Source organism: Agromyces sp. G08B096 (assembly GCF_040267705.1).
GTDB lineage: Bacteria > Actinomycetota > Actinomycetes > Actinomycetales > Microbacteriaceae > Agromyces.
This window is the reverse complement of the sequence record NZ_CP158374.1, coordinates 785,202-808,122: the sequence shown is the minus strand read 5'-3', so window position 1 is coordinate 808,122 and position 22,921 is coordinate 785,202. Positions and strand designations below refer to the sequence as shown.

General features: G+C 72.1%; 28 protein-coding genes and 1 tRNA gene. 9 read left to right on the top strand and 20 right to left on the bottom strand.

Features of this window, described 5'->3' with window-relative positions; all coding sequences use genetic code 11:
• Positions 1 to 80 precede the first annotated feature (80 nt).
• Positions 81 to 581 (top strand): GNAT family N-acetyltransferase, encoded by a 501-nt coding sequence (locus tag ABIQ69_RS04000; protein WP_350349108.1) that lies wholly within the window; start codon positions 81 to 83, stop codon positions 579 to 581.
• A 54-nt stretch (positions 582 to 635) separates the two neighbouring features.
• On the opposite strand, the gene ABIQ69_RS03995 is transcribed toward ABIQ69_RS04000, so the two are convergent.
• Complete coding sequence (locus ABIQ69_RS03995; protein WP_350349107.1) at positions 636 to 1,217, bottom strand: NUDIX hydrolase family protein; 582 nt, start codon at positions 1,215 to 1,217, stop codon at positions 636 to 638.
• 51 nt (positions 1,218 to 1,268) lie between these two features.
• On the opposite strand from ABIQ69_RS03995, the gene ABIQ69_RS03990 reads away from it, so the two are divergent.
• Positions 1,269 to 1,898: a dienelactone hydrolase family protein gene (locus ABIQ69_RS03990; protein WP_350349106.1), complete on the top strand. Its 630-nt coding sequence runs from the start codon at positions 1,269 to 1,271 to the stop codon at positions 1,896 to 1,898.
• On the opposite strand, the gene ABIQ69_RS03985 is transcribed toward ABIQ69_RS03990, so the two are convergent.
• Positions 1,889 to 2,281, bottom strand: a complete 393-nt coding sequence (locus tag ABIQ69_RS03985; RefSeq protein WP_350349105.1) for a DUF5997 family protein — start codon at positions 2,279 to 2,281, stop codon at positions 1,889 to 1,891. The genes ABIQ69_RS03990 and ABIQ69_RS03985 overlap by 10 nt on opposite strands.
• A gap of 23 nt (positions 2,282 to 2,304) precedes the next feature.
• On the opposite strand from ABIQ69_RS03985, the gene ABIQ69_RS03980 reads away from it, so the two are divergent.
• Positions 2,305 to 3,024 carry a LysR family substrate-binding domain-containing protein gene (locus ABIQ69_RS03980; protein ID WP_350349104.1) on the top strand — a complete coding sequence of 240 codons (720 nt, stop codon included), beginning with the start codon at positions 2,305 to 2,307 and terminating at the stop codon, positions 3,022 to 3,024.
• Entirely contained in the window at positions 3,021 to 3,752 is a 732-nt protein-coding gene (locus ABIQ69_RS03975) for a glutamine amidotransferase (protein WP_350349103.1), read from the top strand. The genes ABIQ69_RS03980 and ABIQ69_RS03975 overlap by 4 nt, the downstream gene beginning before the upstream one ends.
• A 100-nt stretch (positions 3,753 to 3,852) precedes the next feature.
• On the opposite strand, the gene ABIQ69_RS03970 is transcribed toward ABIQ69_RS03975, so the two are convergent.
• The 4 genes from ABIQ69_RS03970 to ABIQ69_RS03955 all read right to left on the bottom strand — a co-directional run bounded on the left by ABIQ69_RS03970 (position 3,853) and on the right by ABIQ69_RS03955 (position 5,638).
• On the bottom strand, positions 3,853 to 4,125 hold the full coding sequence (locus ABIQ69_RS03970) for a GlsB/YeaQ/YmgE family stress response membrane protein (RefSeq protein ID WP_350349102.1): 273 nt from the start codon (positions 4,123 to 4,125) through the stop codon (positions 3,853 to 3,855).
• Between the two features lie 83 nt (positions 4,126 to 4,208).
• Positions 4,209 to 5,054, bottom strand: a complete 846-nt coding sequence (gene yidC, locus ABIQ69_RS03965) for a membrane protein insertase YidC (RefSeq protein ID WP_350349101.1) — start codon at positions 5,052 to 5,054, stop codon at positions 4,209 to 4,211.
• 137 nt (positions 5,055 to 5,191) lie between these two features.
• Complete coding sequence (locus ABIQ69_RS03960) at positions 5,192 to 5,476, bottom strand: DUF6412 domain-containing protein (RefSeq protein WP_350349100.1); 285 nt, start codon at positions 5,474 to 5,476, stop codon at positions 5,192 to 5,194.
• A gap of 72 nt (positions 5,477 to 5,548) precedes the next feature.
• Positions 5,549 to 5,638 (bottom strand) — tRNA-Ser (locus ABIQ69_RS03955).
• A gap of 122 nt (positions 5,639 to 5,760) precedes the next feature.
• On the opposite strand from ABIQ69_RS03955, the gene ABIQ69_RS03950 reads away from it, so the two are divergent.
• Both ABIQ69_RS03950 and radA read left to right on the top strand, forming a co-directional pair.
• On the top strand, positions 5,761 to 6,567 hold the full coding sequence (locus ABIQ69_RS03950; protein WP_350349099.1) for an SGNH/GDSL hydrolase family protein: 807 nt from the start codon (positions 5,761 to 5,763) through the stop codon (positions 6,565 to 6,567).
• 53 nt (positions 6,568 to 6,620) lie between these two features.
• Complete coding sequence (gene radA / locus ABIQ69_RS03945) at positions 6,621 to 7,985, top strand: DNA repair protein RadA (protein ID WP_350349098.1); 1,365 nt, start codon at positions 6,621 to 6,623, stop codon at positions 7,983 to 7,985.
• Positions 7,986 to 7,998: 13 nt separating this feature from the next.
• On the opposite strand, the gene ABIQ69_RS03940 is transcribed toward radA, so the two are convergent.
• The 5 genes from ABIQ69_RS03940 to ABIQ69_RS03920 form a co-directional block, all read right to left on the bottom strand.
• Complete coding sequence (locus ABIQ69_RS03940; protein ID WP_350349097.1) at positions 7,999 to 8,406, bottom strand: dehydrogenase; 408 nt, start codon at positions 8,404 to 8,406, stop codon at positions 7,999 to 8,001.
• An 89-nt stretch (positions 8,407 to 8,495) separates the two neighbouring features.
• Positions 8,496 to 8,984, bottom strand: a complete 489-nt coding sequence (locus ABIQ69_RS03935) for a DUF4383 domain-containing protein (RefSeq protein ID WP_350349096.1) — start codon at positions 8,982 to 8,984, stop codon at positions 8,496 to 8,498.
• Between the two features lie 66 nt (positions 8,985 to 9,050).
• Positions 9,051 to 9,698, bottom strand: coding sequence for a hypothetical protein (locus ABIQ69_RS03930; protein WP_350349095.1), 648 nt, complete (start codon positions 9,696 to 9,698; stop codon positions 9,051 to 9,053).
• Between the two features lie 85 nt (positions 9,699 to 9,783).
• Positions 9,784 to 10,287 carry an amino-acid N-acetyltransferase gene (locus tag ABIQ69_RS03925; RefSeq protein ID WP_350349094.1) on the bottom strand — a complete coding sequence of 168 codons (504 nt, stop codon included), beginning with the start codon at positions 10,285 to 10,287 and terminating at the stop codon, positions 9,784 to 9,786.
• Between the two features lie 107 nt (positions 10,288 to 10,394).
• Positions 10,395 to 12,923, bottom strand: coding sequence for an ATP-dependent Clp protease ATP-binding subunit (locus tag ABIQ69_RS03920; protein WP_350349093.1), 2,529 nt, complete (start codon positions 12,921 to 12,923; stop codon positions 10,395 to 10,397).
• A gap of 170 nt (positions 12,924 to 13,093) precedes the next feature.
• Between ABIQ69_RS03920 and ABIQ69_RS03915 the strand changes: the two genes are divergently transcribed.
• Entirely contained in the window at positions 13,094 to 13,708 is a 615-nt protein-coding gene (locus tag ABIQ69_RS03915; protein ID WP_350349092.1) for a hypothetical protein, read from the top strand.
• Positions 13,708 to 13,953: a helix-turn-helix transcriptional regulator gene (locus tag ABIQ69_RS03910; RefSeq protein ID WP_350349091.1), complete on the top strand. Its 246-nt coding sequence runs from the start codon at positions 13,708 to 13,710 to the stop codon at positions 13,951 to 13,953. Before ABIQ69_RS03915 ends, ABIQ69_RS03910 begins: the two co-directional genes overlap by 1 nt.
• On the opposite strand, the gene ABIQ69_RS03905 is transcribed toward ABIQ69_RS03910, so the two are convergent.
• Positions 13,946 to 14,410: a hypothetical protein gene (locus tag ABIQ69_RS03905; protein WP_350349090.1), complete on the bottom strand. Its 465-nt coding sequence runs from the start codon at positions 14,408 to 14,410 to the stop codon at positions 13,946 to 13,948. The two genes, ABIQ69_RS03910 and ABIQ69_RS03905, sit on opposite strands and share 8 nt — an antisense overlap.
• A gap of 60 nt (positions 14,411 to 14,470) precedes the next feature.
• Here ABIQ69_RS03905 and ABIQ69_RS03900 point away from each other — a divergent pair, with 60 nt between their 5' ends.
• Positions 14,471 to 15,523 carry a pirin family protein gene (locus tag ABIQ69_RS03900; RefSeq protein ID WP_350349089.1) on the top strand — a complete coding sequence of 351 codons (1,053 nt, stop codon included), beginning with the start codon at positions 14,471 to 14,473 and terminating at the stop codon, positions 15,521 to 15,523.
• A 4-nt stretch (positions 15,524 to 15,527) separates the two neighbouring features.
• Here ABIQ69_RS03900 and cls read toward each other — a convergent pair whose 3' ends face one another.
• The 8 genes from cls to ABIQ69_RS03860 form a co-directional block, all read right to left on the bottom strand.
• Positions 15,528 to 17,000 (bottom strand): cardiolipin synthase, encoded by a 1,473-nt coding sequence (gene cls / locus ABIQ69_RS03895; protein ID WP_350349088.1) that lies wholly within the window; start codon positions 16,998 to 17,000, stop codon positions 15,528 to 15,530.
• Positions 17,001 to 17,006: 6 nt separating this feature from the next.
• Entirely contained in the window at positions 17,007 to 17,183 is a 177-nt protein-coding gene (locus tag ABIQ69_RS03890) for a hypothetical protein (RefSeq protein WP_350349087.1), read from the bottom strand.
• Between the two features lie 103 nt (positions 17,184 to 17,286).
• Entirely contained in the window at positions 17,287 to 17,436 is a 150-nt protein-coding gene (locus ABIQ69_RS03885) for a hypothetical protein (protein WP_350349086.1), read from the bottom strand.
• A 29-nt stretch (positions 17,437 to 17,465) separates the two neighbouring features.
• A complete protein-coding gene (gene lysS / locus ABIQ69_RS03880) occupies positions 17,466 to 18,980 on the bottom strand; it encodes a lysine--tRNA ligase (protein WP_350349085.1) in 1,515 nt (504 codons plus the stop codon).
• Between the two features lie 120 nt (positions 18,981 to 19,100).
• Positions 19,101 to 19,967 (bottom strand): pantoate--beta-alanine ligase, encoded by an 867-nt coding sequence (gene panC, locus ABIQ69_RS03875; protein ID WP_350349084.1) that lies wholly within the window; start codon positions 19,965 to 19,967, stop codon positions 19,101 to 19,103.
• A complete protein-coding gene (locus ABIQ69_RS03870) occupies positions 19,964 to 20,719 on the bottom strand; it encodes a DUF2520 domain-containing protein (protein ID WP_350349083.1) in 756 nt (251 codons plus the stop codon). The genes panC and ABIQ69_RS03870 overlap by 4 nt, the downstream gene beginning before the upstream one ends.
• Positions 20,712 to 22,424, bottom strand: coding sequence for a PH domain-containing protein (locus ABIQ69_RS03865; protein WP_350349082.1), 1,713 nt, complete (start codon positions 22,422 to 22,424; stop codon positions 20,712 to 20,714). Before ABIQ69_RS03865 ends, ABIQ69_RS03870 begins: the two co-directional genes overlap by 8 nt.
• Positions 22,421 to 22,918 carry a PH domain-containing protein gene (locus ABIQ69_RS03860; RefSeq protein WP_350350071.1) on the bottom strand — a complete coding sequence of 166 codons (498 nt, stop codon included), beginning with the start codon at positions 22,916 to 22,918 and terminating at the stop codon, positions 22,421 to 22,423. Before ABIQ69_RS03860 ends, ABIQ69_RS03865 begins: the two co-directional genes overlap by 4 nt.
• Positions 22,919 to 22,921: the final 3 nt, after the last annotated feature.

Sequence of the window (22,921 nt, the reverse complement as noted above, 5' to 3'; positions counted from 1 at the left end):
GGCTGCATGGGTATGTCCGGACGAGGCATCCGGTTCACGCCCGATTTCGCGTCACGCGAGGGCTGGCCTAGCCTGTCGGCATGAGCACCGATGTCGTTGCCGCCGTCGTCCGTCCCATCCGCGACTCCGATGTCGAGGCCCTCGGCCGGGTCCACGCGACCTGCTGGCACGAGACCTACGACCACCTGATCAGCGCCGCCGCCTTCGAGAAGCTCTCGCCCCGACGCATGGCCGAGCTCTGGACCCACCTCGCCGCGCGCGGCGAGGAGTACTCGCAGTTCGCCGCCCTCGTCGACGGCGAGATCGTGGGCTTCGTGGGCTCCGGCCCGGCCCGCGACGAGAACCCGCCTCGCGACCGGGAGCTGTACTTCATCTACCTGCTCGACGCGTACCACGGCACGGGCATCGGCCAGCAGCTCTTCGACGCGGCGGTGGGCACCGACCCGGTGTATCTGTGGGTCGCCTCCGACAACCCGCGCGCGCATCGCTTCTACGCGCGCAACGGCTTCACGGCCGACGGCGCGGAGCAGGTGCAGCCGTTCCTCGGCGAGGAGATCCACGAGGTGCGGCTGGTCCGCTGACCGCCTGACCGACACTCGCGTCGGCGCTGCCGAGTGCGCCGGCGCGCCGGCGGCTCAGCGCAGTGCGCCCACCGACGCGAGCGCCTGCCGGACGAGCACGCCGCGCCCGCCCTCGAGCTCGGCGCCGACGGTGAGCCCGGCGGCCTCCTCCGGCGGCATCCACGTGACCTCGAGGGCGTCCTGCCTGGGCTCGCACGTGCCCGTGACGGGCACGACGTAGACGAGCGAGACGGCGTGCTGACGCTCGTCGGTGAAGGGGCTGATCCCGGGCAGGGGGAAGTACTCGGCGACGGCGGCCGGGAGCGGGCTCGCGGGAAGCAGCGGGAACGCCATGGGGCCGAGATCCTTCTCGAGGTGCCGGAAGAGCGCGTCGCGCACGGTCTCGCCGTACATCACGCGGCCGGAGACCAGGGTGCGGGTCATCTCGCCCACCGCGTTCGCGCGCAACAGGAGTCCCACCTCGGTGACCTGGCCGAGCCCGTCGACGCGGACCGGCACGGCCTCGACGTAGAGCAGCGGCAGACGGCCGCGCACCTCGGCGAGCTCGAGGTCGGTGAGCCAGCCCGGGTTGCCCTGCGGCCGGGCCGAGGGCTCGTCGTCGTCGCGCCAGTCGGGGTCGGGAGTCCGCACGCTCATGCGACGATTCTGCCCCACCCGTGCGCCGGCGCCGTGGCGTACGATGCCCGGATGCGCATCGACGACGACGCCGTCCTGTGGTCGGCCGGTCCGGCCGACCGGGTCGGCCGGCCCCTCCTCGTCCTCCTGCACGGCTACAACTCGCACGAGGGCGACCTGTTCGGGCTCGCGCCGTACCTGCCGCTGGAGCCGGTGATCGCATCGCTGCGGGCCCCCATCGCCGCCGACTACGGGCACGCCTGGTTCGATCTGGCCGGCACCGATGCGCGGCGTGCGCTGGGGCAGGCGGATGCCGCGACGACCGCGATCGTCGACTGGCTCGACCGTGTCGCTCCCGACGTGGCATCCGTCGGTCTCGTGGGCTTCTCCCAGGGCGGGGCGATGGCGCTCGAGCTGCTCCGACGCGATCCGCAGCGGTTCGGCTTCGCGGCGACGCTGGCGGGCTTCGCACTCCCCGGTGATCGAGCCGGGGACGCCCGTCTCGCGGAGGTGCGTCCGCCGGTGTTCTGGGGCAGAGGCACGGCCGACGAGGTGATCCCCGCGGAGGAGGTCGCGCTCACGCAGGCGTGGCTGCCGGCGCACGCCGACGTCGACGCCCGCATCTACGAGGGGCTCGGCCACTCGGTGTCCGAGCGGGAGCTGGGCGACCTGGTCGCGTGGTTGCGGGCCCGCTACTCCTGATCGGCGGCGCGGCGGGCGCGTTCGGCGTCGCGCTCGGCGACGCGGATCTTCTCGGCGCGCACCTGCGCCTGCGTCGCGCGTTCGGCGACGAGCCACTCCGGCGGAGCCGCGAGCAGCGCCTTGATCTCGGCCGTGGTGAGCGGCTCGGTGATGCCGGAGCGGGCGAGCCCGGAGTTGGAGATGCCGAGCTTCTCGGCCACCACGCGCTTGGGGTGTGGGCCCTCGCGCCGGAGCGTGGCCAGCCACTCGGGCGGGTCGGCCTGCAGCGCGGCGAGCTCGTCGCGCGTGACCGGGCCCTCGCGGAACGACTCGGGCGCGGCCTCGAGGAGGATGCCGAGCTTCTTCGCCGCGGTCTCGGGCTTCATGGACTGACTCACCCTCATACGGTAGCCGATAGCCTGAACGGATGACCCTGAGGCTCGGCTACGTCGCGGGCGTGAGCCCCGGCCGCTGGCTGCGCACCTGGGCGGAGCGCCGGCCCGACCTCCCGCTGGAGGCGACGCGGGTCGACGAGGCGGTGCAGCTCGACGCGCTCCTCGCCGGCGAGCACGACCTCGCCTTCGTGCGGCTGCCGGTCGCGACCGAGGGCCTGCACGTCATCCCGCTGTGGGAGGAGGTCCCGGTCGCGGTGCTCCCGAAGGAGCACGCCCTCGCGGAGGCCGACGGCGTGACGCGCGCCGACCTCGCCGACGAGTCCGCGGCGCCCGTGCAGCCCGATGCCGCGATGACCGTCGAACTCGTCGCGGCCGGCACCGGCTATGCGGTCCTGCCGCATGGCGTCGCCCGCCTGCACCACCGGCGCGACGTCGTCGCCGTGCCCGTGACGGATGCCGAACCGACGCGCATCGCCCTGGTGTGGCCGGTCGAGCGCGACGACGACGACATCCAGGAGTTCGTCGGCGTCGTGCGCGGCCGGTCGGCACGCAGCTCGCGCGGCGCGGACGCCGGCGGGGCGGCCGAAGCGCCGCGGGGCGGCGCCGGGCGCGACACCGGACGGACGTCGGGCGGAGCCTCCGGCGGGGCATCCGGATCCCGCGGCGGCGGGCGGAGCGCCGGACGCGGCGACCGGCGTGGTCGTTCGTCGGGGTCCGGCTCCGGTCGGCGCGGCAAGGGCCGGCGCCGGTGAGCCGGTTCCTGCTCCTCTCCGCACGGCCCGAGGTCGAGGCCGTCGGACCCGAATACGAGTCGTTCCGCCGCGCGACGGGCCTTCCCGCCGACCGGCTCGACCACCTCCGCCTCGACGTCGACCCGCTGAGCGCCGTCGACCTCGGCGACTACGCGGGGGTCATGGTCGGGGGCAGCCCGTACAACGTCACCACCCCCGAGACCGGGAAGCACCCGGTGCAGCGGCGGGTCGAGGGCGACCTCGAACGACTCGCCCGGCACGGCATCGCGCACGACCTGCCGGTGATGCTGACCTGCTACGGCATCGGCGTGCTCACCCGCGTGCTGGGCGGCGCGACCGGAACGGAGCATCCCGAGCCGGCCGCGCCCGTCGAGATCGCGCTCACGGCCGCCGGGCGGCTCGACCCGCTCACGCGGGGCCTGCCCGACCGGTTCGACGCGCTCGTCGCGCACAAGGAGTCCACGAGCCGGCTGCCAGAGGGGGCGTCGCTGCTCGCCTCATCGGCCACGTGCCCGGTGCAGCTGTACCGGGTGGGCGCCGCGGTGTACGCCACGCAGTTCCATCCCGAGGTCACTCCCGCGGATTTCGCCGCACGGGCCCTCGTCTACCGGCACCACGGCTACTTCCCCGCGAGCGAGCTCGTCGCCGTGCAGCGGCGCCTGGCGGAGGCATCCGTCACGGTGCCGCAGCAGATCCTGCGGCGATTCGTCGAGCTGGCCGGCGCCTGACGGGCTCGTCGGCGCCGCATCCCGCGGACGCCGGCGAGGCACCGCCGACACGACGAACGGCCCCGGCCGGTGGGCCGGGGCCGTTCGCAGTGCACGTGGATCAGGTCGCGGAGCGGCTGCGACGACCGACGATCAGGCCGTAGATCAGCAGGACGATGATCGACCCCGCGATCGCGAGCAGCCAGGTTCCGAGATCCCAGAACTCCGTGAGCGGACGGTTCAGGATGAGGCTGCCGAGCCATCCGCCGAGCAGAGCGCCGACGACGCCGAGCAGCAGCGTGATGAACCACCCGCCGCCCTGCTTGCCGGGCAGGATCAGCTTGGCGATGGCCCCGGCGATGAGGCCGAGGAGCAGGAAGCCGAGGAAACTCATGTGAACTCCTTCGATCGGATGTCCCTAACCAACCACTCCCGCGGACAAGGCGACAACCCCTTGCGCGCCGAACGTCCCGCCCGCTATGGCGCGGCTCCGGCGGCCGGCTGCGGCGCCGCGGGGGGCTCGGGGAGCGGGAACCGGCGGCGGAGGACCATCCGCTGCACCAGCGTCCACGCGACCGTGACGACGAGGTAGAGGCCTGCAGCGAGGGGAACGAAGACGGCGACGACCGCGGTCGCGTACGGGAGGAACCCGAGGGCGCGCGCGACGCCCGGCGCGGCGAGCGCTCCCGCAGGCCCCGACGTGGCGGGGGTGCCGGGCTTCCCCGCCTGGCCGGCGGCAGCCGCGGCGGTTGCCGCCGGCGGCACGGGCGGGCGCAGCACGCGCCTCGTCACCTCGGCGATCAGCGCGATGAGGAGGATGACCCCGCCGAAGACCAGCGCGTCCGGCCAGCCGAGGGTGCCGTGGACCGCCTCGCCGGCGAGGCTCGAGCCGAGCGGAACGCCGCCCAGCGTCTCCGTGAGCAGCGCGTTCGCGTGGCCGTTCACACTCGGCAGGATGAACAGGGCGTAGATGACCCCGACGACCGGGGCCTGCACCAGCATCGGCAGGCAGCCGGCGAGCGGCGAGGTGCCTTCGTCGGCGTAGAGCTTCGCGAGCTCGCGCTGCAGGCGTTCGGGGTTGTCGCGGTGGCGCTGCCGCAGCGCCTGCAGCTTGGGCGCCAGGCGGGCGCGCACCTGCTCGCCCTTCGCCATCGAGACGGCGGTGGGGATGAGCACCGCGCGGACGATCACCGTCACGAGCACGATGGCCGCCGCGGCGCTGGTGACGCCGATGAGCGGATCGAGAAGGCCGGCGAGGGCCATGAGCAGGGTGTAGGCGCCGTCGAGGACGGCGGCGATGGGCGGGAACGAGTAGAGGTCCATGAGCGAGGCTCCTTGCGGTCGGGCGGGACCTCCGCCGGGCGCGCGAGCGCGCGGCACGGCGGGGCCGGGTCATCCGTCTGGCCGTGGGGTCGCCCGACGCGCGGCACCCCGGTCGGGTGCGGCGCAGCGCGCGGCGACTATGCGGCCGGGATGCCCCGGCCCGGCGCCCTGGGACGCGGCCGACCGGGCGCGTCGGGATCGCTCTGGGCGAGCAGCCGCCACGGGTCGGCGGTCTGCCGCAGCCGGAGCGCGGCTCGGGTGGGATCGGCGGCGACCAGGCCCGGCACCGACCGGGCTGCGACGACCAGCACGGCGACCGCGGCGGCGCCGAGCAGCGCGAGCCCCAGGCCCGCGTCGAGCCCGAGCTGCAGCCCCGTCGTGACCTGGAGCAGCCGCAGGAGTTCGCCGATGAGCGTGAGCATCGCGCCTCCCCTGCCGATCCGGGCGCGGAGCGCCTCTGACGACGAAACCCCCTCGGTGCGAGGGGGTTTCGGTGGCGGTACCGGTGGGATTTGAACCCACGGTGCGCTTTCACGCACACAACTTTTCGAGAGTTGCACCTTCGGCCGCTCGGACACGGTACCGGGAACGATCTTAGGCGAAGCGCTCGTATCAGGCAAAACGAACGGATGCCCCGCCCCGGGCTCTCAGGCGACGTGCAGCAGCTCCGCAGCGGCCGTGCAGCCCACGGGCCTACCTTCGAGCCGTGTTCCTGCGTCCTGCGTCATCCGGTCGGCTCGGCGAGGGCCTGCGCCTCGCGTCGGCCACCCTCCTCGGCACCGTCGGCGTGCCGCGGTACCGGTCGCTCGTGGCGGAGCACCGGTCGACGCTGAACGACACGCTGCCCGTGCATTCGAAGTGGTGGCGCCGCCGCGCCGCCGCGGGCGGCGACCTCGTCTACGTCGCCATCGGCGACAGCGCAGCCCAGGGCATCGGCGCGAGCCGGCCCGACCGCAGCTACGTCGGCCTCCTCGCCGAGCACGCCGCAGCGCTCACGGGCCGCGAGGTGCATGCGGTGAACCTGAGCGTCTCCGGAGCCACGACGGCCCTCGCCGTCCGCGACCAGCTGCCGCGGCTCGCCGCGCTCGACCTCGGCGGCCGCGAACCCGACCTCGTCACGGTCTCGATCGGCGCGAACGACATCGCCGACTGGAATCCGGCGGCCTTCGAGCGCAACATCCGCGACATCCTCGACGCCGTGCCCGCGCACGCGATCGTCGCCGACCTGCCGTGCTTCCACCTGCCGCACAACGAGCGCAAGGTGGCCCACGCGAACCGGATGCTCCGCGCCGCCGCGCGCGAACGGGGCCTCACGGTCGTACCCTTGCACGCGCTGACGAGGCGGCAGGGCCTGCGCGGCATCCTCACGCAGTTCGCCCGCGACATGTTCCACCCGAACGACGACGGCTACCGCGTGTGGGCGGAGGCGTTCCGTCCCGCGGTGGAGCGCGTGCTCCTGGAACGCGGCGCGGATGAGGTCGCTCTCCGGGCGTCGCTGGCGGCCGCCGCCTGACCACGCCAGGACACCCGGCCTCGGGTGTCGGCGGCGCCCGGTAGCCTCGGCGCATGGCCAAACCCGCATCCTCCTTCCGTTGCAGCGAATGCGGGTGGAGCACCGTGAAGTGGGTCGGCCGGTGCGGCGAGTGCCAGCAGTGGGGCACCGTCATCGACGTCGCCGAGCCCACCGGGCTCACCAGGGCGCTGAAGCCCGTCGCCCCCACGGGCGCGCGCCGGGCGAGGCCCATCGCCGAGGTCGAGATCGAAGACGCCGCCCATCGGCCGAGCGGCATCGGCGAGTTCGACCGGGTGCTGGGCGGCGGCATCGTCGCGGGCGCCGCGATCCTGCTCTCCGGCGAGCCGGGCGTGGGCAAGTCCACGCTCCTCCTCGAGGTCGCCGCCCGCGCGGCCGCGGGCGGACGGCGTGTGCTCTACGTCAGCGCCGAGGAGTCCGCCGCGCAGGTGCGCCTCCGCGCCGGGCGCACGGGCGCCCTCTCCCCCGAGCTCTACCTCGCCGCGGAGACCGATCTCGCGACCATCCTCGGCCAGGTCGACGAGGTCGCGCCCGACCTGCTCGTGGTCGACTCGGTGCAGACCGTCTCGAGCTCCCTGTCCGACGGTCTGCCGGGCCAGCCCAGTCAGGTGCGCGAGGTGGCGTCCACCCTCATCCGCGTCGCGAAGGAGCGCCAGCTCCCCGTCCTCATCGTCGGCCACGTCACCAAAGACGGCACGATCGCCGGGCCGCGCCTGCTCGAGCACCTCGTCGACGTCGTGTGCCAGTTCGAGGGCGATCGGCAGACGGCCCTCCGATTCGTCCGCGCGCTGAAGAACCGGTTCGGCCCGACCGACGAGGTCGGCTGCTTCGAGATGACCGGTGACGGCATCGCCGAGGTCCCCGACCCCTCCGGGCTCTTCCTCAGCCGCTCCCGTGCGGCCGTGAGCGGCACTTGCGTCACGGTCGCCCTCGAGGGCCGGCGGGCGCTGCCCGTCGAGGTCCAGGCGCTCGTCGTCGAGTCCAAGGCGCCGCAGCCGCGCCGGGTCGTGAACGGCGTCGACCCTTCGCGCGTGGCGATGATCCTCGCCGTCCTCGAGCGCCGCGCCGGGCTGCGCAAGCTCGCCGAGCACGACGTGTACGTCTCGACGGTCGGCGGCGTGCGGCTCGTCGAACCCGCGGCCGACCTCGCGATCGCCGTGGCCATCGCCTCGGCGGTCCGCGATCGCGCGGTGCCGCACGAACTGGCCGCCTTCGGCGAGATCAGCCTCGCCGGCGAGGTGCGGCCCGTGGCCGCGGCCAAGCAGCGCACGGCCGAGGCATCCCGACTGGGCTACTCGACCATCCTCGATGTCGAGGCGGGCAGCGTGCGCGCTGCCGTCGACCACGCCATGATCGCCGCCTCGAGCCCGCGCGAACGCGAGCTCGACGCCGCGTTCTGAGGCGCGGCTGCGGCTAGGCCTCGAGCGCCTTCAGCAGCTCTGCCGGCGGCGCCTGCATCGGATGCGGCCCGGCGATGTCGAGGAACACCGTCGTGATGGTCGACTCGTAGCGCCTGAGGAACGACTTCAGCCACGCGGGGCTCTGCAAGCCCACCGCGGGCGGCAGGTTCGCCGGTTTGTGGGCCGCGTCGCTGAAGAGCAGCAGCGCCACTTCGCCCGTGTTCGGGTCGCGGTACGTCCACACCTCGCCGCCGTCGAGGGGCCGGTCGCGGGGGCCGGGCTTGATCAGCGGCACGACGGTGTTCCCGTGCCGCAGCGCCAGAGCGACGGCGGCCATGTCCTGGCGCTCCAGCGCCTCGGCCAGCGCCTGCGAACGGAACTCCACGGGCTCCGAGGGCTTCTTTCGCGCCTTGCCTGCCATGGGCTCCAGCCTATCGCCGCCGCGTCCGGGCGGCGGCGACGGGCGGTGTCGACGGGCGATGGCGACGGGCGATGTCCGCGGACCGATGCCTACCGGGCCGCGGCCCTGGCGTCCGCGCCGGTCGTGCGGCGTCCGAGGAGCAGGCCCAGCAGCACCATGCCGACCGCGAGCACCAAGTGCAGCCAGTTGTCCGCGGCGTTCAACGGCACGAAGTTCGCCGGGTGGTCGCCGGAGAGGAACAGCCCGTACACCCACAGCACGGCGTAGATCACACCGCCCCAGATGAGGTAGTTCCGCGAGCCCGAGAAGGACGCTGCGAACGCGACGCCGGCGATGCCGAAGAGCAGGTGCACGAGATTGTGCAGCACGGACACCTGGAAGAGGCCGAGCAGCAGCGCTCCCGACGCATGCCCGGCGAACTGGAGCTCCTCGATGTTCGTCGTGAGCCCGGGAATGAACCCCGCGATGCCCACCACGAGGAACACGATCCCCACGATCAGCGCCGCTTTCTGAACGGCGCTCTCCGCGTAGGAGTTCCGGCGCGACGCGTCTCGCATCGACGATTCGTTCGTGGTCATCGGAACCACCTCCCTTTCGCCGGAGCATCCTCGGCGGATCAGGAAGCGGCAAGGGGCTTGACCTCGCTAGTACAGCAGGAACTGCTTCCGCTCGGCGGACTCGAAGCCGTCGACCGTCACCGCGAGGTGGTACGACGCCCCGCCGGCCGGGACGGCCTCGCGCGCGCCGTCGCAGGTCTCGGTGCTCGAGCGCGTGCGGTCCCAGATGAGCGGCACGCTGGAGGACACCGGAGTGCCGGGAGTGAGGAGGACCTCCGCATCGATCGCGTCGACCTGGCAGTCGGTGGAGGTCCAGTAGACCTCCTCGCCGCTCGTGATCGTGAAGACCTGGGCGTTCGTGCCGGCGTTCAGCACGCAGGCGTTCTTCCCGGTGTTGGTGATCGTCACCGACAGCTGCGGCTGCTCGCCGGCGCCGTACTCGGTCTTGTCGGTCACGGCCTCCACGAGCACCTGGGCATCCGTGCAGGCGTCGCCGTCGGCCGCCGCGGGCTCCGTGGGGATGGCGGTGGTCGCCGCTCCTGTCGAGGCCGGTCCGGTCGTCTCCGGCGCCGTCGTCGGCGAGGCATCCTTCTCATCGCCCTGGCTCGCGCCCGGGCGCACGATGATCAGCACGACCGCCACGATGACGGCCACGACGCCGAGCAGCACGACGAGCCGTCTGCGGCGGTAGACCGCGGGCGAGAGCCGCCCGGGTGGCGTGCGGTTCGTCGACATGTGCACAGGGTACGTCCACCGTCGGCGCGGGCCGTGGCATCGCGACGGCGTGCCGAGCAACGCTCAGCTCGCGCTCGGATTCGCGCTAGAGCAGCTTCAGCATCCGGGTGTTGCCGAGGGTGTTCTGCTTCACGCGTGCGAGGTCGAGGAACTCGGCAACGCCTTCGTCGTGCGAGCGGACGAGCTCGGCGTACACCTCGGGATCGACGGTCTCGGCACCCATGTCCTCGAAGCCGTGCCGACTGAAGAAGCCGACCTCGAACGTCAGGCAGAACAGCCGGCTGAGGCCGAGCTCCCGCGCGTCGCGTTCGAGCGCGTCGAGCAGCGCATGCCCGACGCCCCGCCCGAGCCAGCCGTCGGCGACGGCGAGGGTGCGAACCTCGCCGAGGTCCTCCCACATGACGTGCAGGGCGCCGCAGCCGATGAGCTCGCCCTCGTCGCTCTCCGCGACGACGAACTCCTGCAGCGACCCGTAGAGGTCGACGCGCTCCTTGCCGAGCAGGATTCGTCGCTGCACCAGCGGCTCCACGAGGTCGACGATCTTCACCACGTCGCTCGTGCGCGCCCGGCGCACCTGGAATCCGGTCATCCGACCATCGTATGCGCGGGCCGGGCTCCGGCGCGGCTCGCCGGCCGGGTACGAAAGAGGGGCGGATGCCTCGCGGCATCCGCCCCTCTCGTGGTCGCTGACCGGTGCTACTCGCCCGACGCCGCAGCCAGGTCGGGCGTCGCCGACCCCGTGCCGAGCGCGGCGCCGGCGTTGACGCCGACTCCGACCGGCAGCGCGCGCTGCGTGGTCGTGAACACGAACTCGCCGCCCTGGAAGTCGACGTGCACGTGGTCGCCCGAGTTGAGCTCGCCGTGCAGGATCTTCTCCGACAGGCGGTCTTCGACCTCGTGCTGCACCGCGCGGCGGAGCGGTCGGGCGCCGAGCGCCGGGTCGAACCCGACCTCGATGAGCCGTTCCTTGGCCGCCTGCGTGAGCTCGATCGTCATGTCGCGGTCGAGCATGCGCTCGCTCAGCCGCTTGATGAACAGGTCGACGATCTGCAGGAGCTCGTCCTTCGTGAGCTGCGGGAAGACGATGATCTCGTCGACGCGGTTCAGGAACTCGGGCTTGAAGTGCTTCTTCAGCTCCTCGTTCACCTTCGCGCGCATGAGGTCGTACCCGGTGCGGGTGTCGCCCTCGACCTGGAAGCCGACCGGCCCGCCCGAGATGTCCTTCGTGCCGAGGTTCGTCGTCATGATGATGACGGTGTTCTTGAAGTCGACCACGCGGCCCTGGCCGTCGGTGAGGCGGCCCTCCTCCAGGATCTGGAGCAGCGAGTTGAAGATGTCGGGGTGCGCCTTCTCGATCTCGTCGAACAGCACGACCGAGAACGGCTTGCGCCGCACCTTCTCGGTGAGCTGGCCGCCCTCCTCGAAGCCGACGAACCCGGGAGGGGCGCCGAACAGTCGCGAGACGGTGTGCTTCTCGCCGTACTCCGACATGTCGAGGGAGATCATCGCGGCCTCGTCGTCGAAGAGGAACTCCGCGAGCGCCTTGGCCAGCTCGGTCTTGCCGACGCCAGTGGGGCCGGCGAAGATGAACGACCCCGACGGACGCTTCGGGTCCTTCAGGCCGGCGCGGGTGCGGCGGATCGTCTTCGACAGGGCGGCGATCGCCTCTTCCTGGCCGATGACGCGCTCGTGCAGCGCCTTCTCCATGAAGACCAGGCGCGAGCTCTCCTCCTCGGTGAGCTTGAACACCGGGATGCCGGTGGCCTGCGCGAGCACCTCGGCGATCAGGCCCTCGTCGACGACCGCGGTCGTCTTGACGTCGCCCGACTTCCACTGCTTCTCGAGGCGGAGCCGCTCGCCGAGCAGGTTCTTCTCCTCGTCGCGCAGCGACGCGGCCTTCTCGAAGTCCTGCTCCTCGATGGCCGTCTCCTTCGCGGCGCGGACCACGGCGATCTTCTCGTCGAATTCGCGCAGCTCGGGCGGCGACGAGAGGATCGACAGGCGCAGGCGTGCGCCGGCCTCGTCGATCAGGTCGATGGCCTTGTCGGGCAGGAAGCGGTCGCTGATGTAGCGGTCGGCGAGGTTCGCCGCAGCGACGATGGCGCCGTCGGTGATCGATACCTTGTGGTGCGCCTCGTAGCGGTCGCGCAGCCCCTTCAGGATGTTGATCGCGTGGGGCAGGCTCGGCTCGGCGACCTGGATGGGCTGGAACCGGCGCTCGAGCGCGGCGTCCTTCTCGAAGTGCTTGCGGTACTCGTCGAGCGTGGTGGCGCCGATGGTCTGCAGCTCGCCGCGGGCGAGCAGCGGCTTCAGGATGCTGGCCGCGTCGATCGCGCCCTCGGCCGCGCCCGCACCCACGAGGGTGTGGATCTCGTCGATGAAGACGATGATGTCGCCGCGCGTGCGGATCTCCTTGGTGACCTTCTTCAGCCGCTCTTCGAAGTCGCCGCGGTACCGGCTGCCCGCGATGAGCGAGCCGAGGTCGAGCGAGTAGAGCTGCTTGTCCTTCAGGGTCTCGGGCACCTCGCCCTTGACGATCGCCTGGGCGAGACCCTCGACGACGGCGGTCTTGCCGACGCCGGGCTCGCCGATGAGGACGGGGTTGTTCTTCGACCGGCGGGAGAGGATCTGCATGACCCGCTCGATCTCCTTCTCGCGCCCGATCACCGGGTCGAGCTTCGACTCGCGCGCGGCCTGCGTGAGGTTGCGGCCGAACTGGTCGAGGATCTGCGAGCCGCCCTGCGGCTGGACCTGGTCGTTCGCGCCGACCTGCACCTGCTCCTTGCCCTGGTAGCCGGAGAGCAGCTGGATGACCTGCTGCCGCACGCGGTTGAGGTCGGCACCCAGCTTGACGAGCACCTGGGCGGCGACGCCCTCGCCCTCGCGGATGAGGCCGAGCAGGATGTGCTCGGTGCCGATGTAGTTGTGGCCGAGCTGGAGGGCCTCGCGGAGCGACAGCTCGAGCACCTTCTTCGCGCGCGGCGTGAAGGGGATGTGCCCGGTCGGCGGCTGCTGGCCCTGACCGATGATGTCCTGCACCTGCTCGCGCACGGCGTCGAGCGAGATGCCGAGCGACTCGAGCGCCTTCGCGGCGACGCCCTCACCCTCGTGGATGAGACCGAGCAGGATGTGCTCGGTGCCGATGTAGTTGTGGTTCAGCATCTTGGCTTCTTCCTGCGCCAAGACGACGACCCGACGGGCTCGGTCGGTGAATCTCTCGAACATGCTCAACTCCTTGCGCGCAGGGTAGGTGCGGCGTCGTTACATCGAGCGTAAACAGGTCGGATGCCCCGTGGGCCCGTGTTCGCCGTGGGCGCAGCGCTCGTTGACTTCGGAGGTCGCCGAGCGCTACCGTATCGATATTCGTTGGTATCGAATTTCGATATGGAGCCAGGATGTCCCTCACCACCGAGACCCGTCTCAGCCGGAGCGACCGAGCGGCGATGTACGCCACGGTCGTCATCGCCGCCATCGGCGTCGCGGTCACCGCGTGGGCGGCGACCTCCCGCCTCATCGAGGTGCTGCCGGGTACGGATGTCCCGGTGCTCGTGCCGTTCGTCGGCGAGCAGGCCACCCTGCCGATCGGCCCCGACGGCGCCCCGGTCGAGGTGGACGTCGACCGCGCCGTCGTCACCGTCCCGCAGCCCGCTGCCGCGACGCAGTTCGCGCTGGTCGCCCAGCCGATCGTCACCGGCGCCACAGGCATCGCCGCGATCGCGCTGCTGGCATTCTTCGCCTGGAACGTCGCGCGCGGCCGCGCGTTCGCTCGCGCGAACGTGCGCCTCGTGCTGGCCGCGGCGGTCACCCTCATCGTCGGCTGGGCGGTCGGCGGCCTGTTCACCACCATGGGCGTGAACGGCGCGCTCTCGGCCGTCAGCGAGTACACCTACGACGGCATCATCTTCTCGACCGACTTCACCGCGCTGTGGGCCATCCTCGCGCTCGGCGCGATCGGTGGGGCGTTCGAGATCGGCGAGCGCCTCCAGCGCGAGACCGAGGGGCTCGTCTGATGGCCCCGGCCGACGCCGACGAGGGCCTCGACATCCACTGCCGGCTCGACGAGCTGCTCGCCGAGCGCGGGATGACGCTCGCGCGCCTCAGCGAGATCGTCGGCGTCACGGTGGTGAACCTCAGCGTGCTGAAGAACGACCGGGCACGAGCCATCCGCTTCTCGACGCTGCAGGCGATCTGCGACGCCCTCGACTGCGAGGTCGGCGACCTGCTCGTCCGCCGTCGGGCGGCGGAGGCTACTTGACCGGGACCTCGATCTCGGTGCCCGCGACGCGGACGGTGAGCGGCGAGGTCGGGCCGACGTTCATCGGCGTCCAGAAGACGGAGGTGTAGGGCACGAGGTCGGCGGTGCACATGCCATCGCCGTAGTCCTTCGTCTCGATCTCGACGATGTTGCCCTCGCTGAGCGGCTCGACCACGCTGATGCGCGTGCCGACCGGCGGGCACGTCGACGACCCGAACAGGGTGACGGCCAGCTGGCCGCCCTGCCCGAGCCACACGGCCGACGGCTCGCCGTCGGCTGCGGGGTGCTCGTCTTCTTCCGCGGCGGCCTCCTCGTCCTCCTCGACGACGTGCTCGACGCGAGGCTCGCCTGGGTAGCTCTCCACCAGAGACTTCGGGGGCGCGCACGCGGCGAGCAGGAACACGGAGGTGAGCGCGGCACCAGCGAGCACGGCGCGACGAAGCGAGGTGGAAGCCATGCGGCAATCGTACCGGTTCGGGCCGGCCGAGCCCGTGCCCGTCGCGCGTAGGATTCGGGCATGAGCAACCTCGAGCGCGACCCCGTCGAACTGCTCTGCCCGCCGGACGTCGCGCGCCGGCCGATGATCGCCGTGCTGCAGCCGCGCGACGTGCCCCTCGGCGGGCCCCGCGCGATGCAGGTCCGCCGCACGCTCCCCCAGCGCGGGCGCACCACGATCGGCGCCTGGTGCTTCGCCGACCACTACGGCCCAGACGACGTCGCCGCGACCGGCGGCATGGTCGTACCACCGCACCCGCACACGGGTCTGCAGACGGTGAGCTGGCTCTTCGAGGGCGAGATCGAGCACCGCGACTCCACGGGCAGCGTCGAGCTCGTCCGCCCCGGCGCTGTGAACCTGATGACCGCCGGTCGCGGGATCTCGCACTCGGAGGTGTCGACCCCGGCCACCCGCAGGCTGCACGGCGTGCAGCTGTGGGTCGCGCTTCCCGACGCCTCGCGCGGAACCCTGCCGTTCTTCGAGCATGCCGAGACCGAGGAGGTCGTGGTCGACGACGCCCGCGTGCGAGTGTTCGCGGGCTCCCTCCCCGGGCTCGGGGGCGAGGCATCCGTCACGCTGTTCTCCCCGCTCGTCGGCGCGCAGATCGAACTGCCCGCGGGCGGCGAGGCGTGGATCGACCTCGACCCCGCGTTCGAGCACGGCGTGCTCGTCGATCGTGGACCCGTGCGCGTCACCGTCCCGCCGCTCGACGGCGAGGACGACGACCGCCCCGACGATGCCGACCCGCTCGCCGAGACCGGCCACGCCGAGACGCTCGCGTGGAGTGAGCTCGGCTACCTCCCGACCGGTCACGAGGGCGTTCGGCTGACGGCGACGGATGCCCCGGTGCGGGTCATCCTCCTCGGCGGCGTGCCGTTCGTCGAGGAGCTCGTGATGTGGTGGAACTTCATCGGCCGCACGCACGACGAGGTCGCGGCGTTCCGCCGCGAATGGCAGGCCGACGTGATCGGTCGCGACAACCCCGACGGACGCTTCGGCACCGTCGATGGGTACGACGGATCGGCGCTGCCCGCGCCCGAGCTGCCGACGGTGCGGCTGAAGCCCCGCTCGTAGCGCGCTACTGCAGTGCCGAGGTGAGCCGCGCGAGGTTGTCGAGCACGGTCGAGCGCAGCGGCTGGCGCATCCAGTCGTCGAGCGTGAGCTCGGTGCTGTCGCGCCGGTAGCGGGCCTCCACTTCGCGCATCTCGCGCACGAACGAGGCGCCCCGCACGAGCAGCGACACCTCCATGTTCAGCTCGAACGAACGGATGTCCATGTTGCTCGACCCGATGACGGCGACGTCGTCGTCGATCGTGAAGTGCTTGGCGTGCAGGATGTACGGCGCCTGGTACATGAAGATCTTGACCCCCGCGCGCAGCAGCGCCTCATAGTACGAGCGCTGGGCATGGTAGACGAGGGCCTGGTCGCCGATCTCGGAGACGAACAGTTCGACGTGGATGCCGCGCTGGGTCGCTCCGCTGATGGCGCGCAGCATCGCCTCGTCTGGCACGAAGTACGGCGACGTGATGATGATGCGCTCCTTCGCCGCGTACAGCAGCGCGAGGAAGAGCTTGAGGTTGTTCTCGTTCTGGAAGCCTGGTCCGCTCGGCACGACCTGGCAGTCGAGGTTCTGCGCCTCCCCCGGCTGGTCGAAGCCGACGATCTCGTCGCGGGTGAGCGCGTCGCCCGTCTCGAGGTACCAGTCGGTGGCGAAGATCGCGTCGAGGCCGGTCACGATGGGGCCCTCAAGCCGGACCACGAGCTCCTGCCACTTCAACCCGCGGCGGAGGTTGCCCCGCTTGTTGTAGCTGCGGTCGATGATGTTCTGCGAGCCCATGAACGCCACCTCGCCGTCGACGACGAGGATCTTCCGGTGGTTGCGGAGGTCGGGCCGCTGATACTTGCCCTTGAGCGGCTGCACGGGCAGCATGAACCGCCACTCGGCGCCCATCTCGCTCAACCGCTTCAGGGTGCGCCGGTACCCCTTCACCCGAAGGGATGCCACGTGGTCGAGCAGCACCCGCACCTCCACGCCGCGCGACACCGCGTCGGCGAGGGCATCGAAGAAGGGCGCGGTGGTGCGGTCGAGCGCGAGGATGTAGAACTCGACGTGGACGTACCGCTTCGCGTCGCGGATCGCGTCGGTCATCGCGTCGAGCGACCCCTGGTAGCTGCCGATGAGACTCGCGCTGTTCGAACCGATCAGCGGCATCGCGCCGAGGTTGCGGTTCAGGCGCACGACGCCCTCGAACCAGGCCGGCCACGAGGCGCTGTCGCTCACCCGCTCGACACCGTGGGTCGACTCGCGGATGAACCGGTCGACCTCGGCCTGCTTCTCACGCCGATGCCTCGGCAGCTTCGGGTTGCCGATGAGGAGGAAGAACAGCACCCCGAGGAACGGGATGAAGAAGATCGCGAGCAGCCACGCCATCCCCGCCGTCGGCCGGCGGTTCCGCGGCACGACGATGACGGCGACGACGCGGATCACGAGATCGATCGCGATGAGCACGCCGGCGAGGATCAGCCCCCACTCCGCCCCCGACTGCCCCATGCCGGGTTAGCTCGCCGGACGTTCCCGGCCGAGCTTGGCACGCTCTTCGGCCTCGATCCGGGCGTAGGCGTCGCGCTCCGTGCGGTCGGCGCGCAGGATCGCGCGCATGATGAACCAGAAGAGGAGCCCGATGAGCACGGTCGGCGCCAGCGACCAGATCGCGTTGGCCCAGAAATCGTCCATAGTCCCCTCAGGATAGCCGGGTCGGCCTGCGAATCCGCCAGATGGATGCCCTCAGGACAGCCGGGTCGGCCTGCGAATCCGCCAGATGGATGCCCCGCCGCCGTCAGCCGGCAGTGACGATGCCCCAGATCCCCGAACCGAGCAGGTACAGCCCGATCGCCCCGACGATGATCCAGATCGCGAGCCGCGTGTTCGACGGACGCCTCGGGTCGGGGTCGGGTTCGAGTTCCTTCTTGGGGAGGTAGTCGTTCATGCGCGCCATCCGCTCGTTCGAGGCATCCGTCACTTCACCAGCGGGAAGAGGATCGTCTCGCGGATGCCGAGCCCCGTGATCGCCATCAGGAGGCGGTCGATGCCCATGCCCATGCCGCCGGTCGGCGGCATGCCGAACTCGAGGGCGCGCAGGAACTCCTCGTCGAGGCGCATCGCCTCGGGGTCGCCGCCCGCGGCGAGCTTCGCCTGCTCGACGAACCGGTCGCGCTGCACGACGGGGTCGACCAGCTCGGAGTAGCCCGTGGCGAGCTCGAACCCGCGGATGTAGAGGTCCCACTTCTCCACGACGCCCGGGACGTCGCGGTGCCAGCGCACGAGCGGCGACGTGTCGAGCGGGAAGTCCATGACGAACGTCGGCGCGACCAGACCGGGCTTCACGTGGTGCTCCCAGAGCTCCTCGACGAACTTGCCTGGCAGCGGGTGGTCGATCTCGATGCCCGCGTCGTCGGCGAGCTCGCGCAGCCGCGACATCGGCGTCTCGGGGGTGACCTCCTCGCCGACCGCCTCGGAGAGCGAGCCGTACATCGAGATCCGCGCCCATTCGCCGCCGAGGTCGTACTCGGTGCCGTCGGCCCAGGTGACGACGTGCGAGCCCGACACGGCGAGCGCCGCGTCCTGCACGAGCGACTGGGTGAGCTCGGCCATGCCGTGGTAGTCGCTGTACGCCTGGTACGCCTCGAGCATCGCGAACTCGGGCGAGTGCGTGGAGTCGGCGCCCTCGTTGCGGAAGTTGCGGTTGATCTCGAACACCCGCTCGATGCCGCCGACGACGGCGCGCTTGAGGTACAGCTCGGGCGCGATGCGGAGGTAGAGCTCGGTGTCGAAGGCGTTCGAGTGGGTCACGAACGGGCGCGCGGATGCCCCGCCGTGCATGACCTGCAGCATCGGGGTCTCGACCTCGATGTAGCCCCGGCCCGCGAACGTCTGGCGGAGGCTCGCGTTCACCTTGGCGCGGTCGACGACGTTGCGCCGGGCCTGCTCGCGGGCGATGAGATCGAGGTACCGGCTGCGCACGCGGGTCTCTTCGGACAGCTCGCTGTGCAGGTTCGGCAGGGGCAGCACGGCCTTCGCGGCGATGCGCCACTCCTTCACCATGATCGACAGCTCGCCGCGGCGGCTCGTGATGACCTCACCCGAGACGAACACGTGGTCGCCGAGGTCGACGAGCTCCTTCCACGCCGCGAGCGATTCCTCGCCCACCTCCGCGAGGGAGACCATGGCCTGGATGCGGCTGCCGTCGCCCGACTGCAGTGCGGCGAAGCACAGCTTGCCGGTGTTGCGCAGGTGCACCACGCGGCCGGCGAGGCCGACCGTCTCGCCGCTCGCCTCGTCGACGCCGAGGCCGACGAACCGGTCGCGGACCTCGGGGATCGTCGCGGTGATGGGCAGGCTCACCGGATACGCGCCGCCGCCGAGGTCGGCGCCGTCGTTGAGGCGGTCGCGCTTGGCGAGTCGCACGGCCTTCTGCTCGGAGATCTCCTCCGCGGTGGGCTCGGGTGCGGCATCCGTCTGCGTGTCGGCCATCGTTCTCTCTCGTCGGGCGGAAACGTGCGTCACCAGCCTACTTGCCGCCGCCTGCGCGGCCGATCGGTGCGGGCGGATGCCTCGTTCCGGCCGATCGCGCCGCGTCGGGTCGCCCCCGCCTCAGCCGAGCCGGATGCGGGCGTTGTCGATGAGGCGGGTGCTGCCGACGCGCGCGGCGACGAGCACGATCGCGTCGCCAGTGGCGCCCGACTCGACCGGCAGGAACGTCGCGGGATCGACCACCACGAGGTAGTCGGGCTGCACGGCCTCGTGCGCGCCGAACGCGGCTTCGGCCTCGGCGAGCACCTCGTCGACGCCCTGCGCGGCGGCGGCATCGGCGGCGCGCAGCGCCTCCGAGAGGGCCAGGGCCGCGCGCCGGTCGTCGGCGGACAGGTAGCGGTTGCGGCTGGAGAGCGCGAGCCCGTCGGCCTCGCGGACCGTCGGCACCACCTCGATCGACAGCGGCACGTCGAGGTCGCGGACCATGCTCGAGACGAGGAACACCTGCTGGGCGTCCTTCTGGCCGAAGCAGGCGACGTCGGGCTGGACGATGTGGAACAGCTTCGCCACCACGGTGAGCATGCCGTCGAAGTGCCCCGGCCTGGAAGCGCCCTCGTACAGCGCCCCCACCTCGCCCGCGACGACGCGGGTCGAGGTCGGCCCCGACGGATACATCTCGGCCACGGTCGGCGCGAAGACGACGTCGACCTGCAGGCCCTCGAGCGCGGCGACGTCGGCGTCGAGCGTGCGCGGGTACCGGTCGAGGTCTTCCCCGGGACCGAACTGCAGCGGGTTCACGAAGATCGACACCACGACGACGTCCGCGAGCTCGCTCGCGCGTCGCACGAGCGCGAGGTGGCCGTCGTGCAGGGCCCCCATGGTCGGCACGAGGGCGACGGATGCGCCGCCCGCACGCCGCTCGGCGAGGAGCGCCCGCAGCTCGGCGATGGCGCCCACCACGCGGGTGGCCGAACCCGCCTCGATCACTCGGCACCTCCTGGCGGCCGCACGACCCCGGCCCCGTCGATCGTACCCGCGCCGTCGGGGCCGGGGCCCTCGTCGTGGCGTGCGAGGGCGTTCTCGACGGCGCTGCGCACGAGCGGCGCGAGCACCGCGCCTGGCCGCCCGACGCCGATGCCGCCGAGCAGCTCGCTCGCCTGATCGACGATCGCGGTCGAGAACGACACGGCGGTGTCGATGGCTTCGGCATACGCGGGACGGTCGTGCTCGGCCACGAGGAAGGGCTCGCCGCCCATCTCGACGACGAGCGCCTGCGCGATCGGGAGCACCGGCGCGGGCGCCGTGACCGCGAACCACGTGCCCGCCAGCCGGGCCAGGTCGATCGAGGTGCCCGTGAAGCTCATGACCGGATGCGCCGCGAGCGGGATGCCGCCCGCGCGGAGCGCCGGCTCCAGCACGGCCGTGCCGAAGCGCGCAGCCGTGTGCAGCACGAGCTGGCCGGGCTGCCACACCCCTGCCGCCGCGAGACCCGCGACGAGCCCCTCGAGCTCATCGGCGGGCACGGCGAGCAGCACCAGTTCGCTGCGCTCGACGATCTCGGGCACCGCGAGCACGGGCACGCCCGGCAGCATCGCGTCCGCCCGCGTCCGGCTCGCGTCGGACACCGCGGCCACACCCGTGATCGCATGACCGGCCCCGCCGAGGGCCGCCGCGAGCACCGCGCCGACCCGGCCGGCGCCGATGACGCCCACCCCGAGCCGGCCGGGCCGGTCAGCCACGCTCGGCCCCCGTCGTCACGCCCCAGTGGTCGCTCGTGTCGATCGCCGCCCGGCGCACCGCCTCGCTCGCGACCGACTCGAACACCCGCTCCGCGTCCGCCGCGTCGACGGCGGGCAGCGTCGCGGTGACGGGCCCCGCGACGGTGTGCAGCCGCACCGAGGCGAGGCGGAGCATCCGTCGCACCGGCCCCCGCTGGATCGCGACGGACTGCAGCCGGGCCAGCGGCACGAGCACGAGGCCGCGCAGCAGCACGCCGCGTCGGATGCACGCCACCCCGTCGCGCTCGGCCCAGCCGGTGCGGCGCCACGCGAACGGGTGCAGCCACGCCGACCGGCGCGGCGCGGGCAGGAACCCGCCGTCCGCACCGCGACCGGTGAGGGTCGCCGCGAACTCGTGCGAGAGCGCGTCGGCATGCGCGGGCAGCAGCAGCCCGAGCACCCGGCGGACGTCTTCGATGGTGCCGACCGGGAGCACCAGCGTCCGCTGCGCCGCGTCATTGCCCGCCGAGACCGACTGGCCCGCGACGTTGATGCGCACGCTCCACCAGCCGAACGGCCGCCACAGCAGCCACTGCGTCGCCTCGATCGCGTGTACCCGCCCCGGCGGCAGCGTCTGGTTGCCGGTGGAGAGCAGCCCGTGCCCGATGCGGACGCCGTCGGGGGTGCCCGCGATGGAGTAGCGCAGCGACTTCGTGATGCGCGACCAGGCGTAGCTCACAAGGCCGATGAGGGCCGGGATGAAGCTGAACAGCACCCACCACTGGCCGGTCGCACCACCGACGACCAGCACGGCGACGAGCACGAGCGCCCAGAGCATCGCCCCGCCGAGCACCGTCGAGCCGATGATGCGGCCGAGCGGGATGTGCACGACCGACTCGGGCGGCGCGAGATCGGGGTCGAGCTCGGGCGCGAGGAACTCGTCGACGCGGCGCCCGACGAGCTCGGAGACGCGCCCGCGCGGCTCGGCCGCAGCCCCGGATGTCTCGGCGCCAAGCCCGCCCCCGGCGCCGACTTCCGTGGCGACCTCGGCGGCCGGGCCGGAGGCATCCGATCCCGGGTGCAGGGCCGCGGCCTTCGCGGCGCGTGCGCCCGACGCGAGGCGGAGGATGTCGGCCCGGAGCCCGTCGGCGAGCGCGGAACCGAGGTAGGCGAGCTGGACGTTGCCCGACTGCCCGGCCACCGACACCTCGAGCTTCGCGGCGCCGAAGAGTCGCGCGAACAGCGGGCGCTGCACGTTGATGCCCTGGATGCGGTCGAGGCGGGCGCTGCGGTGCGAACGGAACAGGATGCCGCTGCGCACCTCGACCGCCTCACCCGTGATGCGGAAGGTGTGCATGCGCCAGGAGAGCCAGAACCCGCCGACGATGAGCACGATCGCGAGCGCCACACCGGCGAGCGCCCAGCCGACCAGCCCGTTCAGCACTATGCCGCCGATGGGGTCGTTCGCCCAGTCGCCCTGCCACTCGCCGAACTCGCGATCGAACTCGCCGCCGAGGTCGGGCGCGAAGACCGGGATGAACATCTCGACGAGCCGCTCGCGGAGGTTCGCGATGACGAAGCCGAGGATCGCGAGCAGCGCGAGGCCGCCGCGCAGCAACGGGCTCGCCGGGTGCAGCCGGTGCCACTCGCCGTCGGCGAGGTCGGTCGTCCGCGGGCCGGCAGCGGGGCCGGGCGAGGGCGGTCGCTGGGGCGCCGGAGCGCTCACAGTCCGGCCCGCCGGGTCTCGGCCAGCGCCACGAGCTCGTCGCGCAGCCGATCGGCCTCCTCGGCCGGGAGGCCGGGCACCGTGACCGCCGTCGCCGCAGCCGCGGTCACGAACTTCAGGTCCGCGAGGCCCAGCGCACGCGCGACCGGCCCGCGGGTAATGTCGACCAGCTGCATGCGGCCGTACGGCACCGCGACCTGCCGCTGGAACATGATGCCGCGACGGAAGACGAGGTCGTCCTCACGCAGCCGGTACGCGATCGAGCGCACCCGGCGCGGTTCGAAGGCGATCGACACCAGCGCGATCGCGCCGCCAGCGACGGCCACCCATAGCGCCCACTCCTGATCGGCCAGGAAGTAGGCCAGCAGCATCACCGCGACGAGCACCGCGGCGCCGATGAGCGAGCCGATGACCTCGACGACGACGTACTTCGGCGAGACGCGCCGCCAGTCCGTGTCGACATGCGAGGATGCCGCGGCCTCCGGCTCCTCGATCGT

Coding starts and splice junctions, on each gene's coding strand:
- ABIQ69_RS04000 (WP_350349108.1), top strand. CDS start 81: ATGAGCACCGATGTCGTTGCCGCCGTCGTCCGTCCCATCCGCGACTCC.
- ABIQ69_RS03995 (WP_350349107.1), bottom strand. CDS start 1,217: ATGAGCGTGCGGACTCCCGACCCCGACTGGCGCGACGACGACGAGCCC.
- ABIQ69_RS03990 (WP_350349106.1), top strand. CDS start 1,269: ATGCGCATCGACGACGACGCCGTCCTGTGGTCGGCCGGTCCGGCCGAC.
- ABIQ69_RS03985 (WP_350349105.1), bottom strand. CDS start 2,281: ATGAGGGTGAGTCAGTCCATGAAGCCCGAGACCGCGGCGAAGAAGCTC.
- ABIQ69_RS03980 (WP_350349104.1), top strand. CDS start 2,305: ATGACCCTGAGGCTCGGCTACGTCGCGGGCGTGAGCCCCGGCCGCTGG.
- ABIQ69_RS03970 (WP_350349102.1), bottom strand. CDS start 4,125: ATGAGTTTCCTCGGCTTCCTGCTCCTCGGCCTCATCGCCGGGGCCATC.
- yidC (WP_350349101.1), bottom strand. CDS start 5,054: ATGGACCTCTACTCGTTCCCGCCCATCGCCGCCGTCCTCGACGGCGCC.
- ABIQ69_RS03960 (WP_350349100.1), bottom strand. CDS start 5,476: ATGCTCACGCTCATCGGCGAACTCCTGCGGCTGCTCCAGGTCACGACG.
- radA (WP_350349098.1), top strand. CDS start 6,621: ATGGCCAAACCCGCATCCTCCTTCCGTTGCAGCGAATGCGGGTGGAGC.
- ABIQ69_RS03940 (WP_350349097.1), bottom strand. CDS start 8,406: ATGGCAGGCAAGGCGCGAAAGAAGCCCTCGGAGCCCGTGGAGTTCCGT.
- ABIQ69_RS03935 (WP_350349096.1), bottom strand. CDS start 8,984: ATGACCACGAACGAATCGTCGATGCGAGACGCGTCGCGCCGGAACTCC.
- ABIQ69_RS03930 (WP_350349095.1), bottom strand. CDS start 9,698: ATGTCGACGAACCGCACGCCACCCGGGCGGCTCTCGCCCGCGGTCTAC.
- ABIQ69_RS03925 (WP_350349094.1), bottom strand. CDS start 10,287: ATGACCGGATTCCAGGTGCGCCGGGCGCGCACGAGCGACGTGGTGAAG.
- ABIQ69_RS03920 (WP_350349093.1), bottom strand. CDS start 12,923: ATGTTCGAGAGATTCACCGACCGAGCCCGTCGGGTCGTCGTCTTGGCG.
- ABIQ69_RS03915 (WP_350349092.1), top strand. CDS start 13,094: ATGTCCCTCACCACCGAGACCCGTCTCAGCCGGAGCGACCGAGCGGCG.
- ABIQ69_RS03910 (WP_350349091.1), top strand. CDS start 13,708: ATGGCCCCGGCCGACGCCGACGAGGGCCTCGACATCCACTGCCGGCTC.
- ABIQ69_RS03905 (WP_350349090.1), bottom strand. CDS start 14,410: ATGGCTTCCACCTCGCTTCGTCGCGCCGTGCTCGCTGGTGCCGCGCTC.
- ABIQ69_RS03900 (WP_350349089.1), top strand. CDS start 14,471: ATGAGCAACCTCGAGCGCGACCCCGTCGAACTGCTCTGCCCGCCGGAC.
- cls (WP_350349088.1), bottom strand. CDS start 17,000: ATGGGGCAGTCGGGGGCGGAGTGGGGGCTGATCCTCGCCGGCGTGCTC.
- ABIQ69_RS03890 (WP_350349087.1), bottom strand. CDS start 17,183: ATGGACGATTTCTGGGCCAACGCGATCTGGTCGCTGGCGCCGACCGTG.
- ABIQ69_RS03885 (WP_350349086.1), bottom strand. CDS start 17,436: ATGAACGACTACCTCCCCAAGAAGGAACTCGAACCCGACCCCGACCCG.
- lysS (WP_350349085.1), bottom strand. CDS start 18,980: ATGGCCGACACGCAGACGGATGCCGCACCCGAGCCCACCGCGGAGGAG.